Raw genomic sequence first — 22,958 nt, 5'->3', positions numbered from 1 at the left:
GCTGGCCAGCTTCTTTCTATTTCACTGGCGGCTTGAAAGTCACATACTGCGTGGTCTCAAGCGGGATGCATATACTACCTACACCATTTTTATTGTCAAGCTTTTTTACGATTCTTTGTAAATTTGTTTTTAACCGAAACCGCCGATAAAACCCAATTCAAATCCTGCTAAAACTTCCTGTTCGAGTAAGTTACCAAACGACTGCTTGGCTGCTTCCCTTGACCAGAGCGCGCATTCTACAGAAACCAAAAAAGTGTTCAAGTGTTTTCTTTAATTATTTTACTAAATTAACGAGAAAACCAAAGATAAATATAATAAAACATAGAAAAAATACAATTAAGTGTATTTTTTTCAACGTCTTATGCAATACAGAAGTGTATATTAAGATAGAACAAGAGATTCGAGAAGGGCTAAATACTTGGTTAAAATAGGCCTTAGCTAGTAACTGCTAATTAAGGCCTTCTTATTGATCACGGCTTGTGTTTATTTGACACTTCGTCTTTTGTTGTGTCTTCATCTTTAGATAAGGAGTCGTCTTTGGCGGACAAGTCATCCTTACCAGTCTTGTCCACCTTATCGTCAGTACCCTCTTCAAAATCAGCATCTTCTTGCGGTTCACCGATCACGTCTTCAAGAGTGACCTTTTCTACTGTTCTAAACGTGTTTACCGGCCCAGCAATCGCATATAAAAGAAAAACTAAAAATAAAACAAGTGATGGTGCAGTTGCTACAACAATGAATATTAGCATTACAATAAGGATGGCAACAAAAGGTACTTTGCCGTGCCAGTCTAAGGTTTTGAAGCTATTGTATTTGAAGTTACTAACCATCAGTAAGCCTGAAATACCGGTCACTAGCGCAACAATGATACCGTAGGCATTACCATCGATATCGTAGTCAATACTAACCCAGACCATTCCGGCTACAAGTGCCGCTGCCGCCGGGCTAGCTAAACCTTGGAAGAATCGACTGTCGGCTGTTCCAATCTGAGTATTGAATCTTGCTAGCCTCAGTGCCGCGCAAGCTACATAGACAAAAGCAGCTAGCCAACCTATTTTGCCTAGCTCTGCTAGTCCAAAATTATAAGCCACCAGTGCGGGTGCCATTCCAAAGGAAACCATATCAGCCATAGAATCGTATTCAGCGCCAAAATCGCTTTGCGTATTTGTTATTCGCGCAACTCGACCGTCTAGTCCATCAAATATCATCGCTACAAATATTGCAATTGCAGCAGATTCAAAATGATTATTCATTGACATAACAACTGCATAAAAGCCCGAGAATAGACCCGCAGTGGTTAATAAGTTAGGTAATAAATAAATACCTTTTCGTTTATTCGCTGGCATATTTATAGTAGTACTCAATAGTTTTAGATTAATTGCGCTGCAAAACACGACGCTGGATTATACAAGCAAATAGATCTTGTTTTGGCGCATTATTGTTCGTTGATTAATTGTAGTACATAAACAATAGGCCTGTATATGTTAGTCGCATGGTAGTTATTAAATTCAAGTTAGCAAATATATATATTCGATTTGTAATTAACTCACTATAAAATCCGCCGCTTGAACTAGCATGCATATAATATGTATATAAATAATTTTAGTATTTACATTATTGACTGAATCTTAATTAATAGAAGGTAATTGGGCCGTTTACATAAACTAAGCACTAATGGTTAGCATTGCCATCAGCGCTTTATAAGATAGTAACGTTTATTGTTAGCCAATAGCCAACACACCATCAACAACATCAATCCTTACTGTTTCTTTGTCCAACAGTTTATCGCTAAGTAAACTCTCAGCTAATGGATTTTCAATCTGCGTTTGAATTGCTCGCTTCAGAGGTCGAGCTCCATAAACGGGATCAAAACCCGCTTCAGCAATAATGTCTAAGGCCGCGGCTGAAATTTCCAATTTCAATCCCATTTCTTGAAGACGCTGGCGCAAACCCACCAGCTGAATTTTAGCTATCGATTTTATTTCTTCCCTACCCAATGAATGGAATACCACAATGTCATCGACCCGATTAATAAATTCAGGTCTAAAGTGAGTTGATACCTCTGCCATCACTTGCTGTTTCATTTCTAAATAGGTGCTGTCATCTGTGTGGTTTTGAATAATTTCTGAACCTAAATTTGAGGTCATGATAATCAAGGTATTTTTAAAGTTGACCGTTCTTCCGTGCCCATCAGTTAGCCTGCCATCGTCCAACACTTGCAATAGAATATTGAATACATCTGGGTGTGCTTTTTCAACTTCATCGAGCAAAATGACCGAATATGGTTTGCGCCTAACTGCTTCAGTTAAATACCCACCTTCTTCGTAACCTACATATCCTGGAGGAGCACCTACCAACCTCGATACCGAGTGCTTTTCCATAAACTCAGACATGTCGATACGGATCATGGCATCTTCAGTATCGAATAAGAAGTTCGCCAATGATTTACATAACTCTGTTTTACCGACTCCGGTTGGACCTAGAAATAGGAATGAACCGGTCGGTTTGTCTGGGTCAGATAATCCTGCGCGAGAACGTTTAATGGCATTTGACACTGCCACTACCGCCTCTTTTTGACCAACAACACGTTGACCTATAATGTCTTCCATATTTATTAATTTATCTTTTTCACCTTGCAACATTTTACTGACTGGAATACCAGTCCAGCGAGATAGCACGTCAGCTATCTCCTTTTCGGTTACTTTATTTTTTAACAGTCGCGTCACATTTGTTTCGGTTTCAGTTTCATTTGCTTGCTCAAGTTTTAGCTCTAACTCAGGAATACGGCCGTATTGAAGTTCTGACATTCTAGACAGGTCGGAAGCTCTGCGTGCTATTTCCAAATCAAGTTTAGCTTGCTCAAGTTCTGCTTTAATAAACTGAGTACCCTGCATTGCGCTTTTTTCAGCACGCCAAATCTTATCTAATTCAGCGAATTTCTGTTCAAGTTGCTCGCGCTCAATTTCAATAACCTCAAGTCGCTTCAGACTCGACGTATCGGTTTCCTTTGATAATGCTTGCTCTTCTAGTTTTAACTGAATGATACGACGCTCGAGTTTATCCATTTCTTCTGGTTTGGAGTCGATCTGCATTCTAATGCTAGAAGCCGCTTCATCGATTAAGTCGATGGCTTTATCAGGAAGTTGTCTATCACTAATATATCGGTTGGACAGATTAGCTGCCGCGACAATCGCAGGATCAGTAATATCAACTGAATGGTGCAATTCATAGCGCTCTTTTAATCCGCGTAAAATTGCAATAGTATCCTCTACTGACGGTTGGTCTACTTGTACTTTTTGAAAGCGTCGCTCTAAGGCAGCATCTTTTTCAATGTATTTTCTGTATTCATCAAGCGTTGTTGCGCCAACGCAGTGCAGTTCACCGCGTGCTAGAGCCGGTTTTAGCATGTTGCCTGCGTCCATTGCTCCCTCACCTGCGCCTGCACCAACCATGGTATGAAGCTCATCAATAAAGAGAATGACTTTGCCTTCTTCTTTAGACAGCTCATTGAGAACCGCTTTTAAGCGCTCTTCGAACTCACCACGAAATTTTGCCCCAGCTAAAAGTGACCCCATATCTAAAGACAACACCCGTTTATTTTTGAGTCCTTCAGGGACTTCGCCATTAATAATGCGTTGTGCCAATCCTTCAACAATAGCCGTTTTACCGACCCCAGGCTCACCAATCAATACCGGATTATTTTTAGTCCTGCGTTGCAGCACCTGTATTGTTCTACGAATTTCATCATCACGCCCAATAACCGGATCGAGTTTGCCTTGCTCCGCCCGTTCGGTGAGATCCATCGTATATTTTTCAAGGGCTTGGCGAACGTCTTCCGCGTTAGGGTCTGTTACTTTTTGGCCATTGCGCAATACGTCGATAGCCGTCTCAACAACTTCCTTTTTAAGCCCTAATGTTTTGAATATTGTGCCTAAGTAGCCGGTGTCTTCCATTGAAGCAAGCACGAATATTTCAGACGTGATGTAGTCATCTTTGCGTTTCTGTGCAATTTTGTCGCTTAAGTTTAATAGCTTGATCGTGTCCTTACCAATTTGAACATCCCCGCCAATGCCTTGCAATTGTGGCAGCCGTTCAATGGCTTCTGATAAAGAAGAACGCAAGCTATTAACGTTTACTTTAGCCTGGTCAAATAATGGGCGCACTGAGCCACCCTGCTGATTGAGTAAAGCCATCATAAGATGCACAGGTTCAATGTACTGATGATCTCTTCCTAAGGCGAGGCTCTGTGCATCAGAGATGGCAACTTGAAATTTACTTGTAAATCGGTCTAGTCTCATAAATCATTTAACTCCACTATCGCTATATCCTCTCAATGGAGTCACTAAACACGACTTTCAAGCTTACTTTTTATTCAATCGGTCGAGTCTTTGATTAAGATCAAGTTTGCCATTCGCCCACAAGCTGATAGACCTTGATGTCTAGCGCGACGATGTGAAAACAAGTTAGTTGCAGAATAAGTGCAAATATTTGAATAGTAGCGCTGTAAAACCCCCAACGCATCGAGTTTTAAATCCGCTACTGCTATCAAATCCAATAGCGTCTTGTTATTTGATGATGCTGTTTTCAATGCGCTTGGAAATGCACAAAACAAATCAGAGACATCAACACCTACTTCAAAATTTAGTTGACAGATAGAAGGTGCAAACCACACGTGAATATCATCAGGAGATGATAAAAACTGCGCTACCGTATTTTCAATAATACCATTTGACAAGCCTTTCCAACCCGCGTGCACGGCAGCTACTTCAGTTCCGTCTGAATTTGCCATCATTAAGGCCATACAATCGGCCGTCATTACATTACAAGGTAAGTTAGTCGTTTGAGCGTAGGCAGCATCAGCCTCATTTGCGCCAGCAATAGCCGGTTCAGTGAGTCGCAGCACATTTGTACTGTGGGTTTGATTTAACCAAGAAATTGAGCGCATATTGGGCAAATGCTTGTCCAATTCATGGGCTAGGCGTTGACGATTTGTTTCAACACAAAGGGCATCATCACCAACATGATCTCCTAAATTTAAGCTTTTGAAAGCATCACGACTAACACCTCCATCGATAGTGGTACTAGCGCAAAATACGCGTTTATTAACTGGCCACTTAGGTTGAATAAACGTTAGTGAAGCCAATTAGATTTCAATTCCGTTTATTTTTGTGTCTTCACGTATTTCTGTTAACAAGGTCACAAAATCATCAGGAATAGGCGCTTTGAAGGTCATCTCTTCACCGCTAATCGGATGTAACAGTGTCAACTGCGCTGCATGCAACGCTTGACGTTTAAACCCACGTAATGCAGTAATGAAGTTCTCGCTAGCATGCTTTGGTAGTCGAGGTCTTCCACCGTATAGAGCGTCACCTACAAGTGGATGATTGATATGCGACATGTGTACGCGGATTTGGTGGGTTCTGCCACTTTCCAGTTTCAAGCGTAAATAGGTATAAGCACGAAACTTTTCTTTCACTCTATAATGAGTTACCGCAGGCTTACCGCCCTCTCGTACCGCCATCGCCGTTCTTTTAGTGGCATGTCGAGCTATAGGTTGGTCAACAAATCCACCAGCAATCATGGTTCCCATCACTAAAGCCTCATATTCACGACCCATTGTTCGAGCTTGCAACTGCTCAACCAAATTGGTTTGTGCTGGCAATGTCTTTGCTACGACCATTAAACCGGTAGTGTCTTTATCTAAGCGATGAACAATACCTGCTCTTGGCACCTGATCAATGCTCGGCACTTTCGCTAATAACGCATTTAGCAATGTACCATCGTGGTTTCCTGCACCAGGATGCACAACCAAACCGGCTTGTTTGTCGATGACTAGTATATGTTCATCTTCATAAACAACACTCAAATCCATGTGCTGAGGCTCGCTGGTTACTTGGATTTCATGGTCAGCACCAATAACAATTTCTTCACCGCTTTTGAGTTTTAGTCTTGGTGTATCGATTTTTTCACCATCAACGGACACAAAACCAGCCAATATCCATTCTTTTAGCTTAGATCGTGAGTATTCAGGGAACAAAACCGCCAAACATTGGTCTAGTCTCTTATCGAATAACGTTTCAGGCACCGTTGCCGAAAGGTTAATTTGGAGTTTATTGATAGCCATAACATTCGCATTAATAAATAATGTGCATAGTATAGCAAGCAAGTTATGTTGGGTAACAGCAAGATTTTCTAACACAGCAAATAAAGCTTAGTGTAGAATGGATAAAACCGGATGTTTGAGCACTGTATTGTGCAGTAGATGACAGTGCAATAAATCGCCTAAAAGACACAGTGAGTTAGTTTGTGGTCAAACTAACTCGTTAATAAATAGAAAAGGTTAAGCAATTTTAAATGATACTCAAAAATAAGATAAGCATCGCAATACTCGCCGCAGCAATTATTGGATTAGGCGGTTGTGCGTCTTCTGAAGACGAGCAGGCTGAGGCTATCTCTAACCAAGGTGTTCAAGCGCTATATGCTGATGCCCGTGAAAGCATGGCTATTGGTAACTTTGCACAAGCTTCTCAAACATTGAGCGTTATTGATTCAAAATATCCGTTTGGCCCGCATTCACATCAAGTGCAACTGGACTTGATTTTTTCATATTATAAAGTCGGTAAGCCTGACCAAGCGTTGGCAACCATTGACCGTTTCGTTCGATTAAACCCAAATCATGCTGATGTTGATTACGCTTATTTTATGCGCGGTGTTACTAATATGGAACTCGACAGCAACATGTTTCAAGAAATACTAGGCGTCGACCGCTCAGATAGAGATCCTTCTAAATCACGTGAAGCATTTGAAGATTTTAGACGTTTAATTCAAAAGTATCCGAACAGTAAATATGCACTTGATGCTAGAGAACGCATGTTACATATAAAAAACAGGCTCGCGAGCTACGAAATTGCTGTTGCTCGCTATTATATGAGAAGGCAAGCTTTCATAGCCGCGGCGAATCGTGGAAGATATGTCATTGAAAATTTTCCAGATACTAGCCAAGTTCAGCCAGCATTGGAGATTATGGTGTCTAGCTATAATCAGCTTGATCTAACTGAGTTAAAAGAAAATACAATGAGAACCCTAAGATTAAACTATCCTGATAGTGAATTCTTAGAGTAAACAAAATGTCTTTCAACATTTAAGGCGAAAGTTAAAAACGAGAAAAGCACGCTTTAAGCGTGCTTTTTACAATTTACACCTCGATCCGTCGGAGGTTTAATTCGTTACAATTACTTAAAAAACAGGTGGCTAAAGGGATTAATGAGTCTTGCCCAACCCGATGTAAAATGAAGGGGAGCATCAATAATACTAAAGACTAAGCAGCCTTCGTCGGATTTAGTTAACGGCGTATGGATATTTTTACCGTCCATCACCATGAAATCACCACTATCGTAATCGGCTAAACCGTCGCTAAACTCACCATTCACAACTAAAGTCATCTCGGTTCCGCGGTGAGTATGCTCAGGAACGCCGCCACCTTTTTCCATAAAAATGAAATTCGCAACGACGTCACCGCCCATGTTTACAGGAGCCTGCCAAATCTTACCGACTAAGTGAGACCAATTGCCTATTGACTCAGAGAATCGATTTAAAGACCGTGGTAACGTGAATTTCCGACCATCTAGCTCTAGCACACTGTTTGTTGGTTCTGAGTCAATGCCTTTGTCAATTTCTTGAGTCATAATTTGGGACAACATATTCCCGAATAGGCTTGGGTCTAATTTCTGTGAACTTTCATCGAATACCGTTTCACTGTGCGCTTCAGTATAGAGCGCTACTTTTTCAGCGCACTGCGCACACATATCACAATGTGCTGATATAATGAGTGACTCAGCAGGCGCCATTAAGCCATTAGAAAATATATCCAATTGTTGGTTTGAAGGGTGAAAGTTAATCATGGGTTTCCAACATATCCTTTAAACGCTGCAGAGCCAATCTCGTGCGAGACTTCACAGTACCAAGCGGGATATTCAACTCATCTGCTACTTCTTGTTGTGATTTACCTTCAATATAAATTGCTTCAATGACTGCTTTCTGCTTGTCCGGAAGCGAATTAAACAATTCCCCGACTTGCTGAAGAGTCACTTTCTCTTCCAATGACTTTTCTTTTGGGTCTGCTGTCTGCTCGCACAGCACTGGCCACATATCATCAGAACAGATATCTTCTTTCCGATTTTGGAGTTTACGAAGCATGTCGAACCTGATATTTCTTGCGATCGTAAAGATCCACGTCGAAGGCGACCCTTTCTCTGCATTGAAGAGATGCGCTTTCTGCCATACGTTAGACATGGTGTCTTGCACCAATTCCATCGCAATTGCTTCGTTACCCATTTGTTTCAAGGCATATGAACGAAGACGAGGCGCAAAGTAACCAAATATTTTAGCAAAAGACGCTTTACAACGCTCTTTGGCCACAGTATCCAAATGAGCGGCCATTTCTGCAGCACAATCTTTTGGTTTTCTTACGTCTGGCTTGTTATTTTCCAATGTAATTCCGATAAGCATTCAAGTTTTCCTGTGATATGCAATACATTATTATACGCTTGGTGAATTATAAAGATCACAAACGGATATTGTCATAAGACTTTTTTCGCACTTATTTTCGCGCAGAGTAACAAAAGGAGGCAATGTAAATCTACTTTCTGCTTTTGTTTACATCGTCGCAGTTACCTTAAAATATGTGCGCCTTTGACAGCTAATGCTACCTTATTATAGTGTATTTTTTGACTAATATTTAATTAGTTCCGATAAATATTCTACTATTTCTTTACAATCTTTCTGTGCTAAAAAGTGTTGTTTTTGCTCTGCATCTACCGGCAGTAATTCCAACCACCGATTGATTACCCAAAGAGGGTCATCCAATTTTACGTTTTCGTAGAGTGACCTAAATTCGTCGTAGGTATCAAATATTTCTCGAAGCCTTTCATTCATTGGTGAAATTTCTTGTATATCAAAATCACAAGACCACACTTCAACATTCTCACAATCTGCAATTCGCAGTCCATCTTTTTCAGTGTCAATGTTACTCACAGATACGCAGTTGATACCTTCTATCGTGACTCCCAAGAGGCCGTCTTCTAACGCGTCAAAATCAATAACTCGGCAATATGTTCCCGTCGGGAATATATGTGTATTTTGTTCCTGATTGCCTTTAGAGTTGAGCATACAAATAACAAATCCGGCGTCCTTCGCACACGTTTCTTTGATCATCCGTATATAACGTGGTTCAAAGATCCGCAGTGCCATCCTACCTTCGGGTAGAATATGCGCAGATAATGGGAATAATGGACACTTCATATTTCAAATGGTCTCGACTTTAATAGACAATAGGGTATGTACGCCACAATAACGAAATAGATCGCAAAGACATTGAATTAAAAATCATTTAATCGATTAATCTCTTGATCCCAACTACCCTATTTTAGGTAGACTTGGTATACACTTTAAAAGCGAGCATTATATGGATGCAATTAGAAAATTTGAGTCTTTCTATACGGACTTAGCATCAATGAAAGTCGACGAGTTGGCAGATATGTATAGTAGTGATGTCACATTTATTGATCCAATTGCCGCGCATTCTGGCATTTCCTCAGTAAAGAATTATTTCAGTAAACTTCTACAAAACGCTAAATATTGTACGTTTACCATTCATTCAATTGATCAAATAAATTCAATAAATAGCCAAAGTGCCCCCGTAACTGACATATCGGGCTATTTCGTTACTTGGAAAATGACATTTACATCAACTCGGATGAATAAAGGACAAGCTATTAAAGTTGACGGTATTACGCAATTGAAAATTGAGCATAATAAAATTATATATCATCGCGATTACTATGATTTGGGACAAATGGTATACGAAAACGTACCACTATTGGGACGCGTGATTAAACGAATAAAAAGGACATTGGCGTAATGGCAACAATACTTATTACTGGCGCAACCTCTGGCATTGGCGAGGCGCTTGCGAATCTCTGTGCCAAAGCGGGGCATGCAGTGATTGCCTGCGGTCGCAATGAACAGAAGCTAGCTGAACTTGCACAGATTGAAAACATATCAATCTGTTGTTTTGATGTCACTGATGAGCAAGCAACCAAGGCGGCTTTGGCAGATATTGAGTGTGACATGGCAGTGTTAAACGCCGGTACATGTGAATACGTAGAAATTAATGACGTTGAGCCGGACATGTTCAAACGCGTTTTCGATGCCAATGTATTTGGCGTCATTAACGTTGTCTCAGCGCTTATTCCAGTGCTAAAACCAGGTAATAAGATCGTATTTGTTGATAGTTTAGCTCGCTTGCTTCCGTTTCCAAAAAGCCAAGCCTATGGTGCGAGTAAAGCGGCATTGAACTATATAGCAAAAAGTTTTGAAGTCGATCTCGCACACAATGGAATACAAGTACAAACCCTTACTCCTGGCTTTGTTAAAACACCACTAACAGATAAAAACGATTTTTCAATGCCGATGGTCATTAGCGCAGAGGCTGCTGCCAAATATATGCTCAAAGGCATTTTTTCATCTCGTTCTAGTGTTTATTTCCCTAAACGATTTAGTTTTATCGTTCGCTTACTGGCTTTTTTACCGGAAGGGTTGCAAAAACGAATCTGTATCAACATGCGACAACAACCTAAAACAAAAAGAGAAAAGGCACAATGACAAAAAGAATTGCCATCATTGGTACTGGAATTTCAGGTCTGACCTCTGCTTACTTATTAAATAAAGAGAATGACATAAAGGTATATGAGGCGAATGATTATATAGGTGGTCACACAGCAACAAAGAATGTCGTGGTGAATAACACTCACTATGCCATTGATACTGGTTTTATCGTTTATAATGAGTGGACATATCCCAACTTCATCAAATTAATGCAAACCCTTAAAGTAGAAACGCAAGCTACCGAAATGAGTTTTAGTGTTAAAAATTTAAAAACTAAGATGGAATATAATGGTAATACGCTTAATAGCTTGTTTGCCCAGCGGCGAAATATTTTACGCCCATCGTTTTGGCGCTTAGTGCTCGACATAGTAAAGTTTAATAAGTTATGTAAAGCCCATATTGCTGAAAATAGAGAAACCGATAATATCACGCTACAAGCGTTTATTGCTGAGCATGGACTCAGTGAAATTTTTACGCAAAACTATATTCTTCCAATGTGTGCTGCAATATGGTCAACCAGTTTAGAAGCGTCGGCCAATTTTCCGCTTTCTTTCTTTTTGAAATTTTTTAATAATCATGGTCTTCTAAACATCACTAATAGGCCTCAGTGGTTTACTATTATCGGCGGTTCAAACCAATACGTGGGTCCTTTGACCGAATCATTCAAACCTAAAATCAGCCTTAACGACGCGGTTAAAAGTGTTGTAAAAGCAGAGACCGGGGTGGTCATTGTTAGCCAAAAAGGCGAGGAAACTTTTGATGAAGTGATTTTCGCATGTCATAGTGATCAAGCATTGCAAATGTTATCAGCACAAGTTCAGGAAAACATCAATTTAACCGCGTATAGTGACGTACTAGCAGCTATCCCCTACTCCATGAATGAGGTTGTGTTGCATACAGATACCTCGGTTTTACCAGCACGCCCTCTCGCTTGGGCTAGTTGGAACTACCAAATTGAGGGGGCGAAAACAGAAGTATCCAGACCAGCTGCAGTCACCTATAATATGAATATTTTACAATGCCTGAAAAGCGACACTACTTTTTGCGTGACCTTGAATAATACCCAAGCTATATCGCCCGATAAAATTTTGGGTACTTATCATTATGCGCATCCGCAATTCAGTCCCCAGATGGTAAAGGCGCAAGAGCGCAGAGATGAAATATGTGGCAAAGAAGGGATTCACTTCTGTGGGGCATATTGGTACAACGGTTTTCATGAAGATGGCATTCGCAGTGCATTAGATGTGTGCAAGCGCTTTGGTGTGAGCCTCTAATGTCTTTGCATAAAGCAACAATGTCGACCTCATCAAAGGCCGAGTCTGCTTTATACACAGGAATTGTGCATCACCAGCGATTCGTGCCCAAAATACATCGTTTTAGCTACAAGATTTATTTGTACTGGTTAAAGCTGAGCGAGATAGAGAAACTAACGACTGATGTAAAAGGATTTTCAAACCAACAAAAAGGCTTGAGTGCCGTTAAGTTTTTGCGTAATGATTATTTGGGAGATCCTGAACAATCATTAGAAATCTCAGTACTCGCAAGAATGTCAGAATTAAACGGTGCTAGCTTGTCTGGAGATGTTTTTTTCTTAGGCCAAGTGCGCACATTTGGTTGGTACTTTAGCCCTGCGAACTTCTATTATTTAAGGAATGATAAAGGTGTTTATACCCATATGCTTGCTGAAGTAAGCAATACGCCTTGGAATAAAAGACATCATTATTTAGTCGACTTAGCAAAACAAGAGGATTGTGACAAGGCATTCCATGTTTCTCCGTTTAATCCGATGGATATGACATACCGATGGAAAATAAAACAACCAGATAAGAGTCTTAGATTGCGTTTGTCGTGTATAAAAGAAAAGACACATTTTGAGGCTGCGCTGGATATGAAACGGCAGCCTCTAACGACTAAAACACTGCGTGGCGCTTTACTCAGTATTCCGAGCATGACCTTAAAAACGGTCGTTGGAATTTATTGGCAAGCTCTTAAGCTATTTATCAAGCGCATGCCAATTTATATGCACTCATGAAGTAAGGAAAAAAAATGTCACATAGTGAACAAACAATAGCAAGCGGTGATTCAATGACATTTATGGAGCGTAGTTATCGTCATCTTTTCGTAAAAGCGATGCAGAATATGCCTGAGGGTCATCTGACATTGAAAGAAAACGGTCGCTTAGTTGCCCAATGCGGCAATCCAGAACAGGATTTGCATGCAGAAGTAAATATCATCGATGCACGTGCTTATAAGCGCTTAGTGCTTGGTGGCAGCGTGGCGTCGGGTGAGACCTTTACTGACGGATGGTGGACTACGCCGAGTTTAACCAGCGTTATTCGTATTTTTGCGCGTAACTTAAGCACCTTGGATGAATGGGAAAACAAATTCAAATGGGTCACTATGCCTATATTGAAGGTACAACATTTTATGCGCCGAAACTCTCGAGATCAGGCAAAAAAGAATATTTCTGCGCATTATGACCTGGGCAATAAGTTGTATGCCAAGTTTTTAGACCAATCGATGATGTACTCCTCCGCAATTTATCCAACACCGCAAGCAACATTAGCTGAAGCACAAGAAAATAAACTTCGCTCTATTTGCGATAAGCTAAAACTGACACCCAAAGACCATCTGATAGAAATTGGCACTGGCTGGGGTGGTCTCGCTATCTATGCAGCCAAAAATTATGGTTGTCACGTAACTACAACCACCATTTCTGATGAACAATATGCATATGCTCAAGAATGGGTAGATAGAGAAGGCCTGAATGACAAAATTACGTTATTGAAAAAAGACTACAGATTGTTAGAAGGTAAATTTGATAAATTGGTATCAATCGAAATGATTGAGGCCGTAGGTAAAGCCTATTTAGCAAACTTTTTTGAGAAGTGCTCTTCGCTACTAAAACCGGATGGACTGATGTTACTGCAATCAATCACCATTGATGACCGTCGTTATGACAGCTACTCTAACAGTGTTGATTTTATTCAAAAGCATATATTCCCAGGTGGTTTTTTGCCTTCGCAGTTTGCTATTAACAAATTTTTAAAGAAGTGTACTGACATGAATATTCGTGACTTACATGATATCGGTCTGGACTATGCGAAAACACTACATGACTGGCATGTTGCTTTCGATAACAACAAAGAAGCACTAGAAAAAGATGGCTACGATGAACGTTTCGCTCGCATGTGGCAGTATTATCTGAACTACTGCGAAGGGGGGTTTTTAGAGCGAGCTATCAGCACCGTGCAACTTGTTATTAGTAAACCGCATTATCGTGCTGACTTAGAGCGTTCTTGAATGAACGCTAATAGCGTTTTATTAGTAGATTATTAAGCAATAGCTTTTGAAATAATGGCTTTTGAAACGTTGACTTTTGGAGTGTTGCCTTTTTAGAGCATCATCAGAGCGCTAAACGAATTCACACGTTTAGCGCTTTTTTTATATGTAAGCTATACTTTTTTACTGACTGACTAGTCTACCGCGTTAGCACAAAGCGCTAGCGAAACCTACTTATCGAGCACTGATATCGGATCTGAGTACTTTGGTTTACCTTGCATTATCGATATTTCAACCCGTCTATTCTTGCTGCGTGACTGAGCTGTGTCATCCGCCTCAATAGGCTCAGTTGATGCTTTACCGACTATTTTCATTCTAGCTTCATCGAACCCGCGTGCTTTGCGTAGTTCTTCGGCAACAGCTACCGCTCTTTGAGCAGATAAATCCCAGTTTGAACGATACAACTCATTCGAAATCTGCACGTTATCGCTGTGTCCTGTGACTTCAATTTCGCCGGGCATGTCAGCTAGCAACGTACCTATTTCACGAATAACCGGCTTAAACTGTGGCTGTAAAAATGCTGATCCAGCAGAAAAAGATCCGTTTTCTCTTATGCGAATAACAATTTGTTGCCCTAAGTTTTCAACATCCACTGCACCATCTTTAATTTCTTTTTGCAGTAAATCTTCTATTTTTTTAGTGTTTTTTTGAGTTTGTGCTTTACTCGCTGCGGAAGCTGCCGCCGCCGCAGTTTGACTAGCAGTTTGCGCTGACTGCCCCCCCCTAAAGGTGCCGCGTTGTTTCTGTCTTCCGCCTGCGCTGTCTTCTTCCCCGTCTTGAAAGTTCAACATCGGTTTAGTAATTTCTTGGGTGATTTGTTGCACTGTTTCAATAGGCGTAGGATCGGGTTTGCCGGGACGAAACTCCATTGCAATAACGCTAGTGCCTTTTGGAATGTCTTTTAACTCAATTTTATTTTGAACACCAAAAGCAAACTTCATCGAACCCGCTATTTGTTTAAATTTTCTAACGTCCATTTCAGAAAACGAGAGCAGTAATACGAAAAAGCACAGCAGCAACGACATCAAGTCAGCAAACGTTCCCATCCAGGCAGGTAGGCCTCTTGGAGGGCATTTTGGGCATTCCTCGTCATCCACTACTCTGTCTCTCCAGAACCACGTTTACCCTGCGCAATATAACCTTTCAATACACCTTCAATTACGCGCGGATTTTGACCATCAGCAATGCCCAAAATGCCGTCTAGAATAAGACTTTGATTCAGTTTTTCCTCGGCTGCACGCACACCCAGCTTGAAAGAGATGGGTAAACAGACAATATTAGCTAGAAAAGCACCATACAATGTTGTTAATAGCGCCACTGCCATCGCAGGGCCTATTGCTTTTGGGTCATCCATGTTGGATAACATAGCCACCAAACCGACTAAAGTCCCAATCATGCCCATCGCTGGGGCGACATCACCTAGAGACCTAAAAATGACCGACCCCGCATTATGGCGCTCGCTCGTATTGGCGATATCTTTACCCATTGTGGTTCTGACCACTTCAACGTCGTGACCATCTACCAACATATCGACGCCTTTTTGCATAAAAGCATTTTCTATAACGGCCTCTTCTAATGCTAAGAATCCTCCTTTGCGAGCCGCGTCAGCCATTTCTACAATCTTTTGAATAAGTTCTTCAGGTTTTTGGATCTTAAAGGTAAAGGCTTTTGCGGCAACTTTACCGGCACCTAAAAACTGACCCAGAGGATATTGTGAGAGCACAACAAAGGTAGAGCCGCCAAATACAATAAAGATTGCAGGTACGTTGAAAAACATCCCTAAATCGCCGCCTAGGACCATTGCCATTAAGACAAAGCCTATGGCACCAATCATGCCAATGAGGGTTGCTAAATCCACGTGTCACTCCTAATAAAGCTGCTTTTTGGGATATTATTATCATGATGATTATGCAGTGTACCTGTAACGCTTAAATTCGCAGTATCGACTTCAATACCTTTGTATTGTGGACTAATAACAGCCTGCAAAAGAGTTAACGGCATAAATACCAAAAGCTTTACTGACAAAGAAATGTTTTTACTCATATTTGGGCAAATAAATTGACCTTGATTCGCCCCTCAGTTAAGGTTCAGATAAAGCGATTACAAACAAAATTGAAGTCAATGACAGATCAAAAAACATCATTTGAAGCAGCTATGCAAGAGCTTGAAGAAATTGTCGTAGAAATGGAAAAAGGTGATATTCCTCTCGAGCAATCACTCAAGAAGTTTGAGCGCGGTATCCAATTGGCAAGACAAAGCCAGCAGCAACTAAAAGCCGCAGAACAAAAAGTACAGATACTAATGCAATCAAACGGTGACGAAACACTTGCCGATTTCGAAAGTGACGAGCTTTAACAATTATGCCTTTAGTAACTGGGTCCTTATCGACTATTCAACAAGACTTACAAGCGCGTATTGACCAAAAGCTAAGCCTCTTCATTGACCAACAAACTCAAGTTGCCAATGACCTCATCGGAGCAATGAAATACAGTGTTTTGGGCGGTGGTAAGCGTGTTCGGCCTATGCTGCTATCGATTATTGGTAATATGTTGGGAGCTGATAAAGACGATCTTGATGTTGCTAGTATGTCTATTGAGTGTATTCATGCATACTCGCTAATTCATGACGATTTACCTGCCATGGACAATGATGCATTGCGCCGAGGCAAACCAACGAGTCATATAGAGTTCGGTGAGGCGACCGCAATTTTAGCCGGTGATGCACTGCAAACTCTCGCCTTTGAAATCATTCTGAATCATCCATTATCAGAGCAAAATACAGTGAAGCGGATTGCCATGGCGAAGGTAATTGCGAAAGCGTCCGGGGTGAACGGCATGTGCGCTGGTCAAAGTATTGATTTAATTACCACCGGTAGCGAAATATCGCTGGCACAACTGACTCAACTCCATCAATTAAAAACAGGTGCGTTACTAAGCGCTTGTGTTTCATTAGGAGCGATACTTGCAACCGACATATGCGCTGAACACATTCAATTATTACATGAATATGCAGGCAGTATTGGACTCGCGTTTCAGGTACGAGACGATATTTTAGACGTCGTATCGGACAGCGAAACCTTAGGTAAGCCTCAGGGCTCAGATACTGCATTAAATAAGAATACATTCGTATCCCACCTTGGTTTAGAAGGCTCGCAACGCTATTTACAAAAACTACATGACGAGGCACTGCAAGCTATTGCGTCATTACCTTACAATACACAAGAATTAAAAAAGTTTACGGACTTTTTAGTTTTGCGAAAATATTAGTATTAGCAATCTAGTTTGCGGGCAAAAACCGCACGTCGTGAAACCGAAGTAAAGCAATTACTAATACAAAAAGGCAACTTCGTTACTCATCAACAATGCTATAATTGCGTAATAACGCAGCATCACTGACAGAAGATAAAAGATATAATGACGTTAAACATAGCTGACTATCCAACTTTAGCGAAAGCAAACATCCCAGAAGAGTTACGCTCATTACCAAAAGACTCTTTAACCAAGATTGCAGACGAATTGCGTCGCTACTTGCTTGATAGCGTTAGTTTAAGCAGTGGCCACTTTGCATCCGGTTTGGGTACAGTCGAATTAACTGTTGCCCTTCATTATGTTTATAATACGCCCTTTGACCGTGTCGTTTGGGACGTAGGCCATCAAGCTTACCCACACAAAATATTAACAGGGCGCCGTGACAGGATGACTACAATTCGTCAAAAAGACGGCTTACATCCTTTCCCCTGGCCTCCTGAAAGTGAATACGATACCTTTGCAGTTGGGCATTCTTCAACCTCAATCAGTGCCGCATTAGGTATGGCTATTGCAGCTGAACAAGAGAATAAAGGACGCAAAGTCGTCGCAGTTATTGGTGATGGTGCGATGACTGCAGGTCTTGCTTTTGAAGCATTAAACCATGCTGGCGATATAGGTAAAGACATCGTGGTTGTGCTTAATGATAACGAAATGTCAATCTCGGAAAACGTAGGGGCATTAAATAGTCATTTGGCGCGCCTATTAACGGGCACTTTTTTCAATAGCATTAGAGATGGTGGCAAGAAATTATTAAGCACTTTGCCGCCTATAAAAGAGTTTGCGAGCAGAGCTGAAGAACATATTAAAGGCATGGTTGTGCCGGGTACTATCTTTGAAGAATTAGGTTTCAATTATTTTGGGCCTATCGATGGCCATGATGTCCATGCTGTTGTCGACACACTGACCAATATGCGCAAAATGTCGGGGCCACAAATTTTGCATGTTGTTACCAAAAAAGGAAAAGGCTACGAGTTAGCTGAGCAAGACCCGATTAAATGGCATGCAGTTCCTAAATTTAATCACCTAGAACATAAATTACCTAAAGCTGCGCCCAGCTCTCCAAATTTCTCTGCCATATTTGGCAAATGGCTGTGCGACATGGCTAAAGTTGATTCTAATTTAATGGCCGTTACGCCAGCAATGCGCGAAGGCTCAGGTATGGTTGAATTTTCTCAGCGTTTCCCGAAACAATATTTTGATGTTGCGATTGCTGAGCAACATGCAGTAACACTTGCAGCAGGGATGGCACGAGAAGGTAAAAATGTCATTGTCGCTATTTACTCTACCTTTTTACAACGTGCGTATGACCAGTTAATTCATGATGTTGCAATACAGGATTTACCCGTTCTGTTTGCTATCGATCGAGCAGGACTGGTGGGTGCTGATGGCCCAACCCACCAAGGTGCATTTGATATAAGCTTCCTGCGCTGCATTCCAAACATGATCATCATGACACCCTCAGATGAAGTTGAATGCCGTAACATGTTGTATACCGGCCACAAAGCAAATAAACCAGCAGCGGTGCGATACCCAAGAGGATCAGGAACGGGCATTGATGCCACCGGCGAGATGCAATTACTCGACATTGGTAAAGCAAAAACCATACGAAAGGGTAAAAAAGTTGCAATTTTAAACTTTGGCACCTTAATGCCTTACGCAGTTGAGGCAGCAGCGCAATTAGACGCAACGTTGATTGATATGCGCTTTGCTAAACCGTTGGATGAAACTGCTTTAGTGGCGGCTGCTGAACAGCACGAGCTATTAATAACGCTAGAAGATGGTGCTATTGCAGGCGGCGCTGGCGGTGGTGTTGCAGAAGCATTGTTTAGATATAAATTGACCCCTAACTTGGTGCAATTAGGTTTGCCGGATGAGTTTATTATGCAAGGTACGCAGCAAGAGATGTATGCTGAATTAGGGTTGGATACTAAGGGTATTTTGGCCGCTGTTGCAGCGAATAGTTAGCTTACATAAATGCGATACTCTTGTCGCATTTTTGCATCACGTTATTTTATTTGGAAAAGTTAAAGCGCTTACACCGCGTTTGATAAAAAGTACAATATCCCATGCAAACAAGCACACGCTATTGCACCGGCTACAATGTCGTCAATCATAATTCCAAAACCGCCGTGTACACGTCTATCAAAGACCCTAATTGGCCAAGGTTTTAGAATATCAAAAAAGCGAAACAATAAAAAACCAAGTAGTAATGAAAGTGGATTGATTGGAACAGCAATGAAAGTCACCATCATGCCTGCCACTTCATCCCATACAATGGATCCATGGTCATGCACTTTTAAGTCACCAGCGGTTTTGCCGCAAAGATAGATACCGACTAAAAAACTGACAACCGTAATGACTATAAAAATTTGTAGGCTAACAAAGCCCATCGCATACAAAATAGGCAGTGCCGCTAGTGAGCCGAATGTCCCAGGCATCACTGGCACTAACCCAGAGCCGAAACCCAATGCCAAAAAGTGCACAGGATTCTTCATGCTAACTCGTTGACGTAAGGTTTTATCCATCAGGAGAAGTGCTCGAAGCCGAGCTTTGTTGATTCAAATTCAAAAGGTTTTTCATTAAGGCGAAGATCAATTTTTCCTGTTGCCCCCGTAATTTGTCCGATACATGTCACCGGAATATCATAACTTGCCAGTGCCGTTTCGATATTTACTCTTTGCTCCTCTGGAACAGTAAACAGTAGTTCGTAGTCATCACCTGCAGTAGCTGCATAAGTAATGGCATCAATTCGGTGTTCGATATTTTTAGTTATAGCTTCTGAAATAGGTAATTTATCAAGGTGCACAATGGCGCCTACTTCAGAGCGCGAAATGACGTGTTTTAAATCTTGTATCAGCCCATCAGAGATATCAATACAGGAGGTTGCAATTCGTCTAAGCGTGGTTCCAGCTAGTACTCGAGGCGTTGGAAACCAATGTCGGTTTTTTAAGTACGACGCGTGCTCAGGGTTGCTTACTTTGACTTTATTTTGAAGTAGATCTAAGCCAACACCAGCATCACCTAAAAAACCGGTAACAAACAACCAGTCGCCAGGCTCAGCGCCACTGCGTGTTATCTGATTGTCGTCAGGTATAAAGCCTTGCGCGGTGACAGTAATACTCAGTGGGCCTTGAACTGTGTCACCACCAATCAATTGGAACGAGAAATAATGACTAAGACTGTGAATCTTTTCTGAAAATGCTTTGATCCAACTTTCCTTAATACTTGGTAGCGAAAGTGACAAGCTTATCCAAGCGGGCTGCGCTCCCATGGCCGCAAGATCACTCAAGTTTACCGCAATTGCTCTGTGTGCAATGGATTCTGGTGCGGATTCAGGAAGGAAATGAACCCCTTCAACGATCGTATCTGTGGTTGTAACAACGCATTGACCGACAGGCACTTTAGTCACTGCCGCATCATCTCCAATGCCTAGCAGTACATCTTTACGAACATAACCGCCTTTAGCAAAGTAGTTACCAATTAAATCAAACTCTTTCACTGAATTAGCTTCTTTCGTCTTTGCGAAGTGTTTTAACGGCTTTGTCTAACACGCCGTTGACAAATTTGTGACTTTCTTCTGCGCCAAACGTTTTAGCTAACTCAATTGATTCATTGATAACCACCTTATAGGGAGTATCAAAACGTTCAACTAGCTCTAATGTCGCTAAGCGTAAAATGGCTTTTTCTACTGGATCCAGCTCTTCGGGCAAGCGACCCAAATAAGGCTTGATCGCCTTATCTAGTTCTTCAGTTCTTTGTGCGACTCCGCGCAACAGAGCTTGGAAGTACTCCATGTCCACTTTTTGCATATTATTGGTGGTAGCAATACTGAGCTCTATTTGCTCTATCGGATTACCGCTCATTTGCCAACCATACAAACCTTGAACTGCTAGCTCTCTAGCTCTACGTCGCGCGGCAGGTTTCACTTATTTAGCCTCTTCTATAGCGCTGATAACGTTAACCATTTCAAGTGCGCACAAGGCAGCCTCAGCGCCCTTATTACCGGCTTTAGTACCTGAACGCTCAATAGCCTGTTCAATGCTGTCAGTGGTAATAACACCAAAAGCAACTGGAATACCGGTTTCTAAAGATACTTTAGCCAAACCTGAGTTACATTCACCAGCCACCAAATCAAAATGAGGGGTGCCACCACGGATCACAGCACCTAGTGCAATAATCGCATGATATTTATTTTTCTCGGCAAGCTTTTTAGCAACAATAGGTAATTCGTAAGCACCAGGCACTCGAACTACCGTCACGTCATCAGTGTTGACCTCGCCATAGCGTTCTAGTGTATCTAATGCACCATCCAACAAACTTTCAACTACAAAACCGTTAAAGCGTGCTACGACAATGGCGAATTTTTTGCCTGTCGCTCGAATATTACCTTCAATTTCTATCATTTTTGCTCTCCAAAAAAATCGGCGCGAAGTATACCATGAATCACGCTAATATAATATTTAAAAGGGTTTATTTTTGGTCGTAAATATATTCAACCACTTCAAGGCCGAATCCAGATAACGCAGAATATTTGATTGGCTTACTCAACAAACGCATTTTTTTAATGCCTAAGCTCGCTAGTATTTGACTACCTATACCAACGGTGCGTGACGAACCCTGCCATGCTTTACCTTCGGCAACTTCGCCGCTGTCTTCTGCTTGAAACTGTTTTACTTGTGAAATAATATCTTCTTTTTTACCTAGTAGAACCAGCACACCACCCTCTTTATTAATGCGTTGCATTGACTCGGACAGACGCATTGAACGATTAACCGCTCTGGTGGAGCTGAGTAAATCATTTAAGGTATTATGCAAATGAACTCGCACCAGGGTGGGCTTATCTTCAACAATATCGCCTTTCTTCAGCGCGAAATGAATTTGATCATCAATCACGTCTTTGAAGGTAATCAGTTCAAAATCTCCGAACGCGGTAGGGAGCTGACAGGTAGCTACTTGTTCAATGGTAGTTTCGTTTAGGTTTCTGTATTCGATAAGATCAGCAATAGTGCCAACCTTCAAATTATGTTTTTTAGCAAATACTTCCAGCTCGGGTCGTCTCGCCATGGTGCCGTTATCGTTAAGTATTTCAACAATAACAGAAGCAGGTTCGCACCCTGCTATTCTAGCTAAATCAACACCCGCTTCAGTATGACCAGCTCTATTGAGCACCCCCCCTTTTTTAGCAATCAGCGGGAATATATGGCCCGGTTGTACTATGTCTTTTGCCATCGCCGTTGGGCTAACTGCAGCAAGAATCGTTCTTGCTCTGTCGGCTGCTGAAATACCGGTCGTGACACCTTCAGCAGCTTCAATCGATACGGTGAAGTTTGTAGAAAACTGAGCATTGTTGTTGTCCACCATCAAGGCTAACTTCAACAGCTGACAGCGCTCGGCTGTCATAGGTAGACACACTAATCCGCGCGCATGCGTGACCATAAAATTAATCGCTTCTGGCGTAACGTGCTCAGCAGCCATAATAAGATCGCCTTCGTTTTCTCTGTCCTCGTCATCCATCAAAATCACCATTTTACCTAATTTGATGTCTTCGATAATTTCCTGTGTTGTGTTCAACGCCATTACATTTCTCTTCGTATTTTTAAATATTCTGAAAGCACACTCGTTTACTTTCGCTCTCATTCTTTG

24 protein-coding genes are annotated in these 22,958 nt (G+C 41.5%); 9 read left to right on the top strand and 15 right to left on the bottom strand.

Annotated features, from left to right (window positions below; translation table 11 throughout):
- Positions 1-129: 129 nt before the first annotated feature.
- From CXF81_RS20510 to rluD, 5 genes are all read right to left on the bottom strand, one after another.
- Complete coding sequence (locus tag CXF81_RS20510; RefSeq protein WP_255409443.1) at positions 130-261, bottom strand: hypothetical protein; 132 nt, start codon at positions 259-261, stop codon at positions 130-132.
- A 209-nt stretch (positions 262-470) separates the two neighbouring features.
- The gene (pssA, locus tag CXF81_RS11560) at positions 471-1,346 is read right to left on the bottom strand and encodes a CDP-diacylglycerol--serine O-phosphatidyltransferase (RefSeq protein WP_101181494.1); all 876 of its coding nucleotides are present in this window, start codon (positions 1,344-1,346) and stop codon (positions 471-473) included.
- 375 nt (positions 1,347-1,721) lie between these two features.
- A complete protein-coding gene (gene clpB / locus CXF81_RS11555) occupies positions 1,722-4,298 on the bottom strand; it encodes an ATP-dependent chaperone ClpB (protein ID WP_101181493.1) in 2,577 nt (858 codons plus the stop codon).
- Positions 4,299-4,372: 74 nt separating this feature from the next.
- Positions 4,373-5,143: a peptidoglycan editing factor PgeF gene (pgeF, locus tag CXF81_RS11550; RefSeq protein WP_101181492.1), complete on the bottom strand. Its 771-nt coding sequence runs from the start codon at positions 5,141-5,143 to the stop codon at positions 4,373-4,375.
- A complete protein-coding gene (gene rluD, locus CXF81_RS11545) occupies positions 5,144-6,124 on the bottom strand; it encodes a 23S rRNA pseudouridine(1911/1915/1917) synthase RluD (RefSeq protein WP_101181514.1) in 981 nt (326 codons plus the stop codon).
- Between the two features lie 230 nt (positions 6,125-6,354).
- Between rluD and CXF81_RS11540 the strand changes: the two genes are divergently transcribed.
- Positions 6,355-7,122 (top strand): outer membrane protein assembly factor BamD, encoded by a 768-nt coding sequence (locus CXF81_RS11540; RefSeq protein ID WP_101181491.1) that lies wholly within the window; start codon positions 6,355-6,357, stop codon positions 7,120-7,122.
- A gap of 110 nt (positions 7,123-7,232) precedes the next feature.
- On the opposite strand, the gene CXF81_RS11535 is transcribed toward CXF81_RS11540, so the two are convergent.
- From CXF81_RS11535 to CXF81_RS11525, 3 genes are all read right to left on the bottom strand, one after another.
- Positions 7,233-7,901, bottom strand: a complete 669-nt coding sequence (locus tag CXF81_RS11535; RefSeq protein ID WP_101181490.1) for a ChrR family anti-sigma-E factor — start codon at positions 7,899-7,901, stop codon at positions 7,233-7,235.
- The gene (locus tag CXF81_RS11530) at positions 7,894-8,508 is read right to left on the bottom strand and encodes a sigma-70 family RNA polymerase sigma factor (protein ID WP_006011242.1); all 615 of its coding nucleotides are present in this window, start codon (positions 8,506-8,508) and stop codon (positions 7,894-7,896) included. The genes CXF81_RS11535 and CXF81_RS11530 overlap by 8 nt, the downstream gene beginning before the upstream one ends.
- Positions 8,509-8,730: 222 nt before the next feature.
- Positions 8,731-9,300 carry an LON peptidase substrate-binding domain-containing protein gene (locus CXF81_RS11525; RefSeq protein ID WP_101181489.1) on the bottom strand — a complete coding sequence of 190 codons (570 nt, stop codon included), beginning with the start codon at positions 9,298-9,300 and terminating at the stop codon, positions 8,731-8,733.
- Positions 9,301-9,463: 163 nt separating this feature from the next.
- On the opposite strand from CXF81_RS11525, the gene CXF81_RS11520 reads away from it, so the two are divergent.
- Genes CXF81_RS11520 through CXF81_RS11500 form a run of 5 tightly spaced genes read left to right on the top strand, consistent with a single transcriptional unit; the run spans position 9,464 to position 13,968 of the window.
- Positions 9,464-9,919 (top strand): nuclear transport factor 2 family protein, encoded by a 456-nt coding sequence (locus CXF81_RS11520; protein WP_101181488.1) that lies wholly within the window; start codon positions 9,464-9,466, stop codon positions 9,917-9,919.
- Entirely contained in the window at positions 9,919-10,662 is a 744-nt protein-coding gene (locus CXF81_RS11515; protein WP_101181487.1) for an SDR family NAD(P)-dependent oxidoreductase, read from the top strand. Before CXF81_RS11520 ends, CXF81_RS11515 begins: the two co-directional genes overlap by 1 nt.
- The gene (locus tag CXF81_RS11510; RefSeq protein ID WP_101181486.1) at positions 10,659-11,939 is read left to right on the top strand and encodes an NAD(P)/FAD-dependent oxidoreductase; all 1,281 of its coding nucleotides are present in this window, start codon (positions 10,659-10,661) and stop codon (positions 11,937-11,939) included. The genes CXF81_RS11515 and CXF81_RS11510 overlap by 4 nt, the downstream gene beginning before the upstream one ends.
- On the top strand, positions 11,939-12,697 hold the full coding sequence (locus tag CXF81_RS11505; RefSeq protein WP_101181485.1) for a DUF1365 domain-containing protein: 759 nt from the start codon (positions 11,939-11,941) through the stop codon (positions 12,695-12,697). Before CXF81_RS11510 ends, CXF81_RS11505 begins: the two co-directional genes overlap by 1 nt.
- A gap of 14 nt (positions 12,698-12,711) precedes the next feature.
- A complete protein-coding gene (locus tag CXF81_RS11500; RefSeq protein ID WP_101181484.1) occupies positions 12,712-13,968 on the top strand; it encodes a cyclopropane-fatty-acyl-phospholipid synthase family protein in 1,257 nt (418 codons plus the stop codon).
- Positions 13,969-14,177: 209 nt separating this feature from the next.
- Here the strand turns inward: CXF81_RS11500 and CXF81_RS11495 are convergent, their stop codons facing one another.
- Entirely contained in the window at positions 14,178-15,104 is a 927-nt protein-coding gene (locus CXF81_RS11495; RefSeq protein WP_101181483.1) for a flagellar motor protein MotB, read from the bottom strand.
- Positions 15,104-15,865, bottom strand: a complete 762-nt coding sequence (gene pomA / locus CXF81_RS11490; protein ID WP_101181482.1) for a flagellar motor protein PomA — start codon at positions 15,863-15,865, stop codon at positions 15,104-15,106. Before pomA ends, CXF81_RS11495 begins: the two co-directional genes overlap by 1 nt.
- Positions 15,866-16,128: 263 nt before the next feature.
- Between pomA and xseB the strand changes: the two genes are divergently transcribed.
- The 3 genes from xseB to dxs all read left to right on the top strand — a co-directional run bounded on the left by xseB (position 16,129) and on the right by dxs (position 19,280).
- Positions 16,129-16,362 carry an exodeoxyribonuclease VII small subunit gene (gene xseB, locus CXF81_RS11480; RefSeq protein WP_006011229.1) on the top strand — a complete coding sequence of 78 codons (234 nt, stop codon included), beginning with the start codon at positions 16,129-16,131 and terminating at the stop codon, positions 16,360-16,362.
- A 5-nt stretch (positions 16,363-16,367) separates the two neighbouring features.
- The gene (locus tag CXF81_RS11475) at positions 16,368-17,273 is read left to right on the top strand and encodes a farnesyl diphosphate synthase (protein ID WP_101181480.1); all 906 of its coding nucleotides are present in this window, start codon (positions 16,368-16,370) and stop codon (positions 17,271-17,273) included.
- Positions 17,274-17,420: 147 nt separating this feature from the next.
- A complete protein-coding gene (dxs, locus tag CXF81_RS11470) occupies positions 17,421-19,280 on the top strand; it encodes a 1-deoxy-D-xylulose-5-phosphate synthase (RefSeq protein WP_101181479.1) in 1,860 nt (619 codons plus the stop codon).
- A gap of 68 nt (positions 19,281-19,348) precedes the next feature.
- On the opposite strand, the gene CXF81_RS11465 is transcribed toward dxs, so the two are convergent.
- From CXF81_RS11465 to ribBA, 5 genes are all read right to left on the bottom strand, one after another.
- The gene (locus CXF81_RS11465) at positions 19,349-19,840 is read right to left on the bottom strand and encodes a phosphatidylglycerophosphatase A (RefSeq protein ID WP_101181478.1); all 492 of its coding nucleotides are present in this window, start codon (positions 19,838-19,840) and stop codon (positions 19,349-19,351) included.
- A complete protein-coding gene (thiL, locus tag CXF81_RS11460) occupies positions 19,840-20,814 on the bottom strand; it encodes a thiamine-phosphate kinase (RefSeq protein WP_101181477.1) in 975 nt (324 codons plus the stop codon). The genes CXF81_RS11465 and thiL overlap by 1 nt, the downstream gene beginning before the upstream one ends.
- 4 nt (positions 20,815-20,818) lie before the next feature.
- Positions 20,819-21,241: a transcription antitermination factor NusB gene (nusB, locus tag CXF81_RS11455; RefSeq protein WP_101181476.1), complete on the bottom strand. Its 423-nt coding sequence runs from the start codon at positions 21,239-21,241 to the stop codon at positions 20,819-20,821.
- Positions 21,242-21,718, bottom strand: coding sequence for a 6,7-dimethyl-8-ribityllumazine synthase (ribE, locus tag CXF81_RS11450; RefSeq protein WP_101181475.1), 477 nt, complete (start codon positions 21,716-21,718; stop codon positions 21,242-21,244).
- Positions 21,719-21,785: 67 nt separating this feature from the next.
- A complete protein-coding gene (ribBA, locus tag CXF81_RS11445) occupies positions 21,786-22,892 on the bottom strand; it encodes a bifunctional 3,4-dihydroxy-2-butanone-4-phosphate synthase/GTP cyclohydrolase II (RefSeq protein WP_101181474.1) in 1,107 nt (368 codons plus the stop codon).
- Positions 22,893-22,958: the final 66 nt, after the last annotated feature.

It is taken from the genome of Glaciecola sp. 33A (genome assembly GCF_002836745.1).
Taxonomy (GTDB): Bacteria; Pseudomonadota; Gammaproteobacteria; order Enterobacterales; family Alteromonadaceae; genus Glaciecola.
Note: the sequence above shows the minus strand (reverse complement) of the source record. Positions and strands in the feature narration are given on the sequence as shown.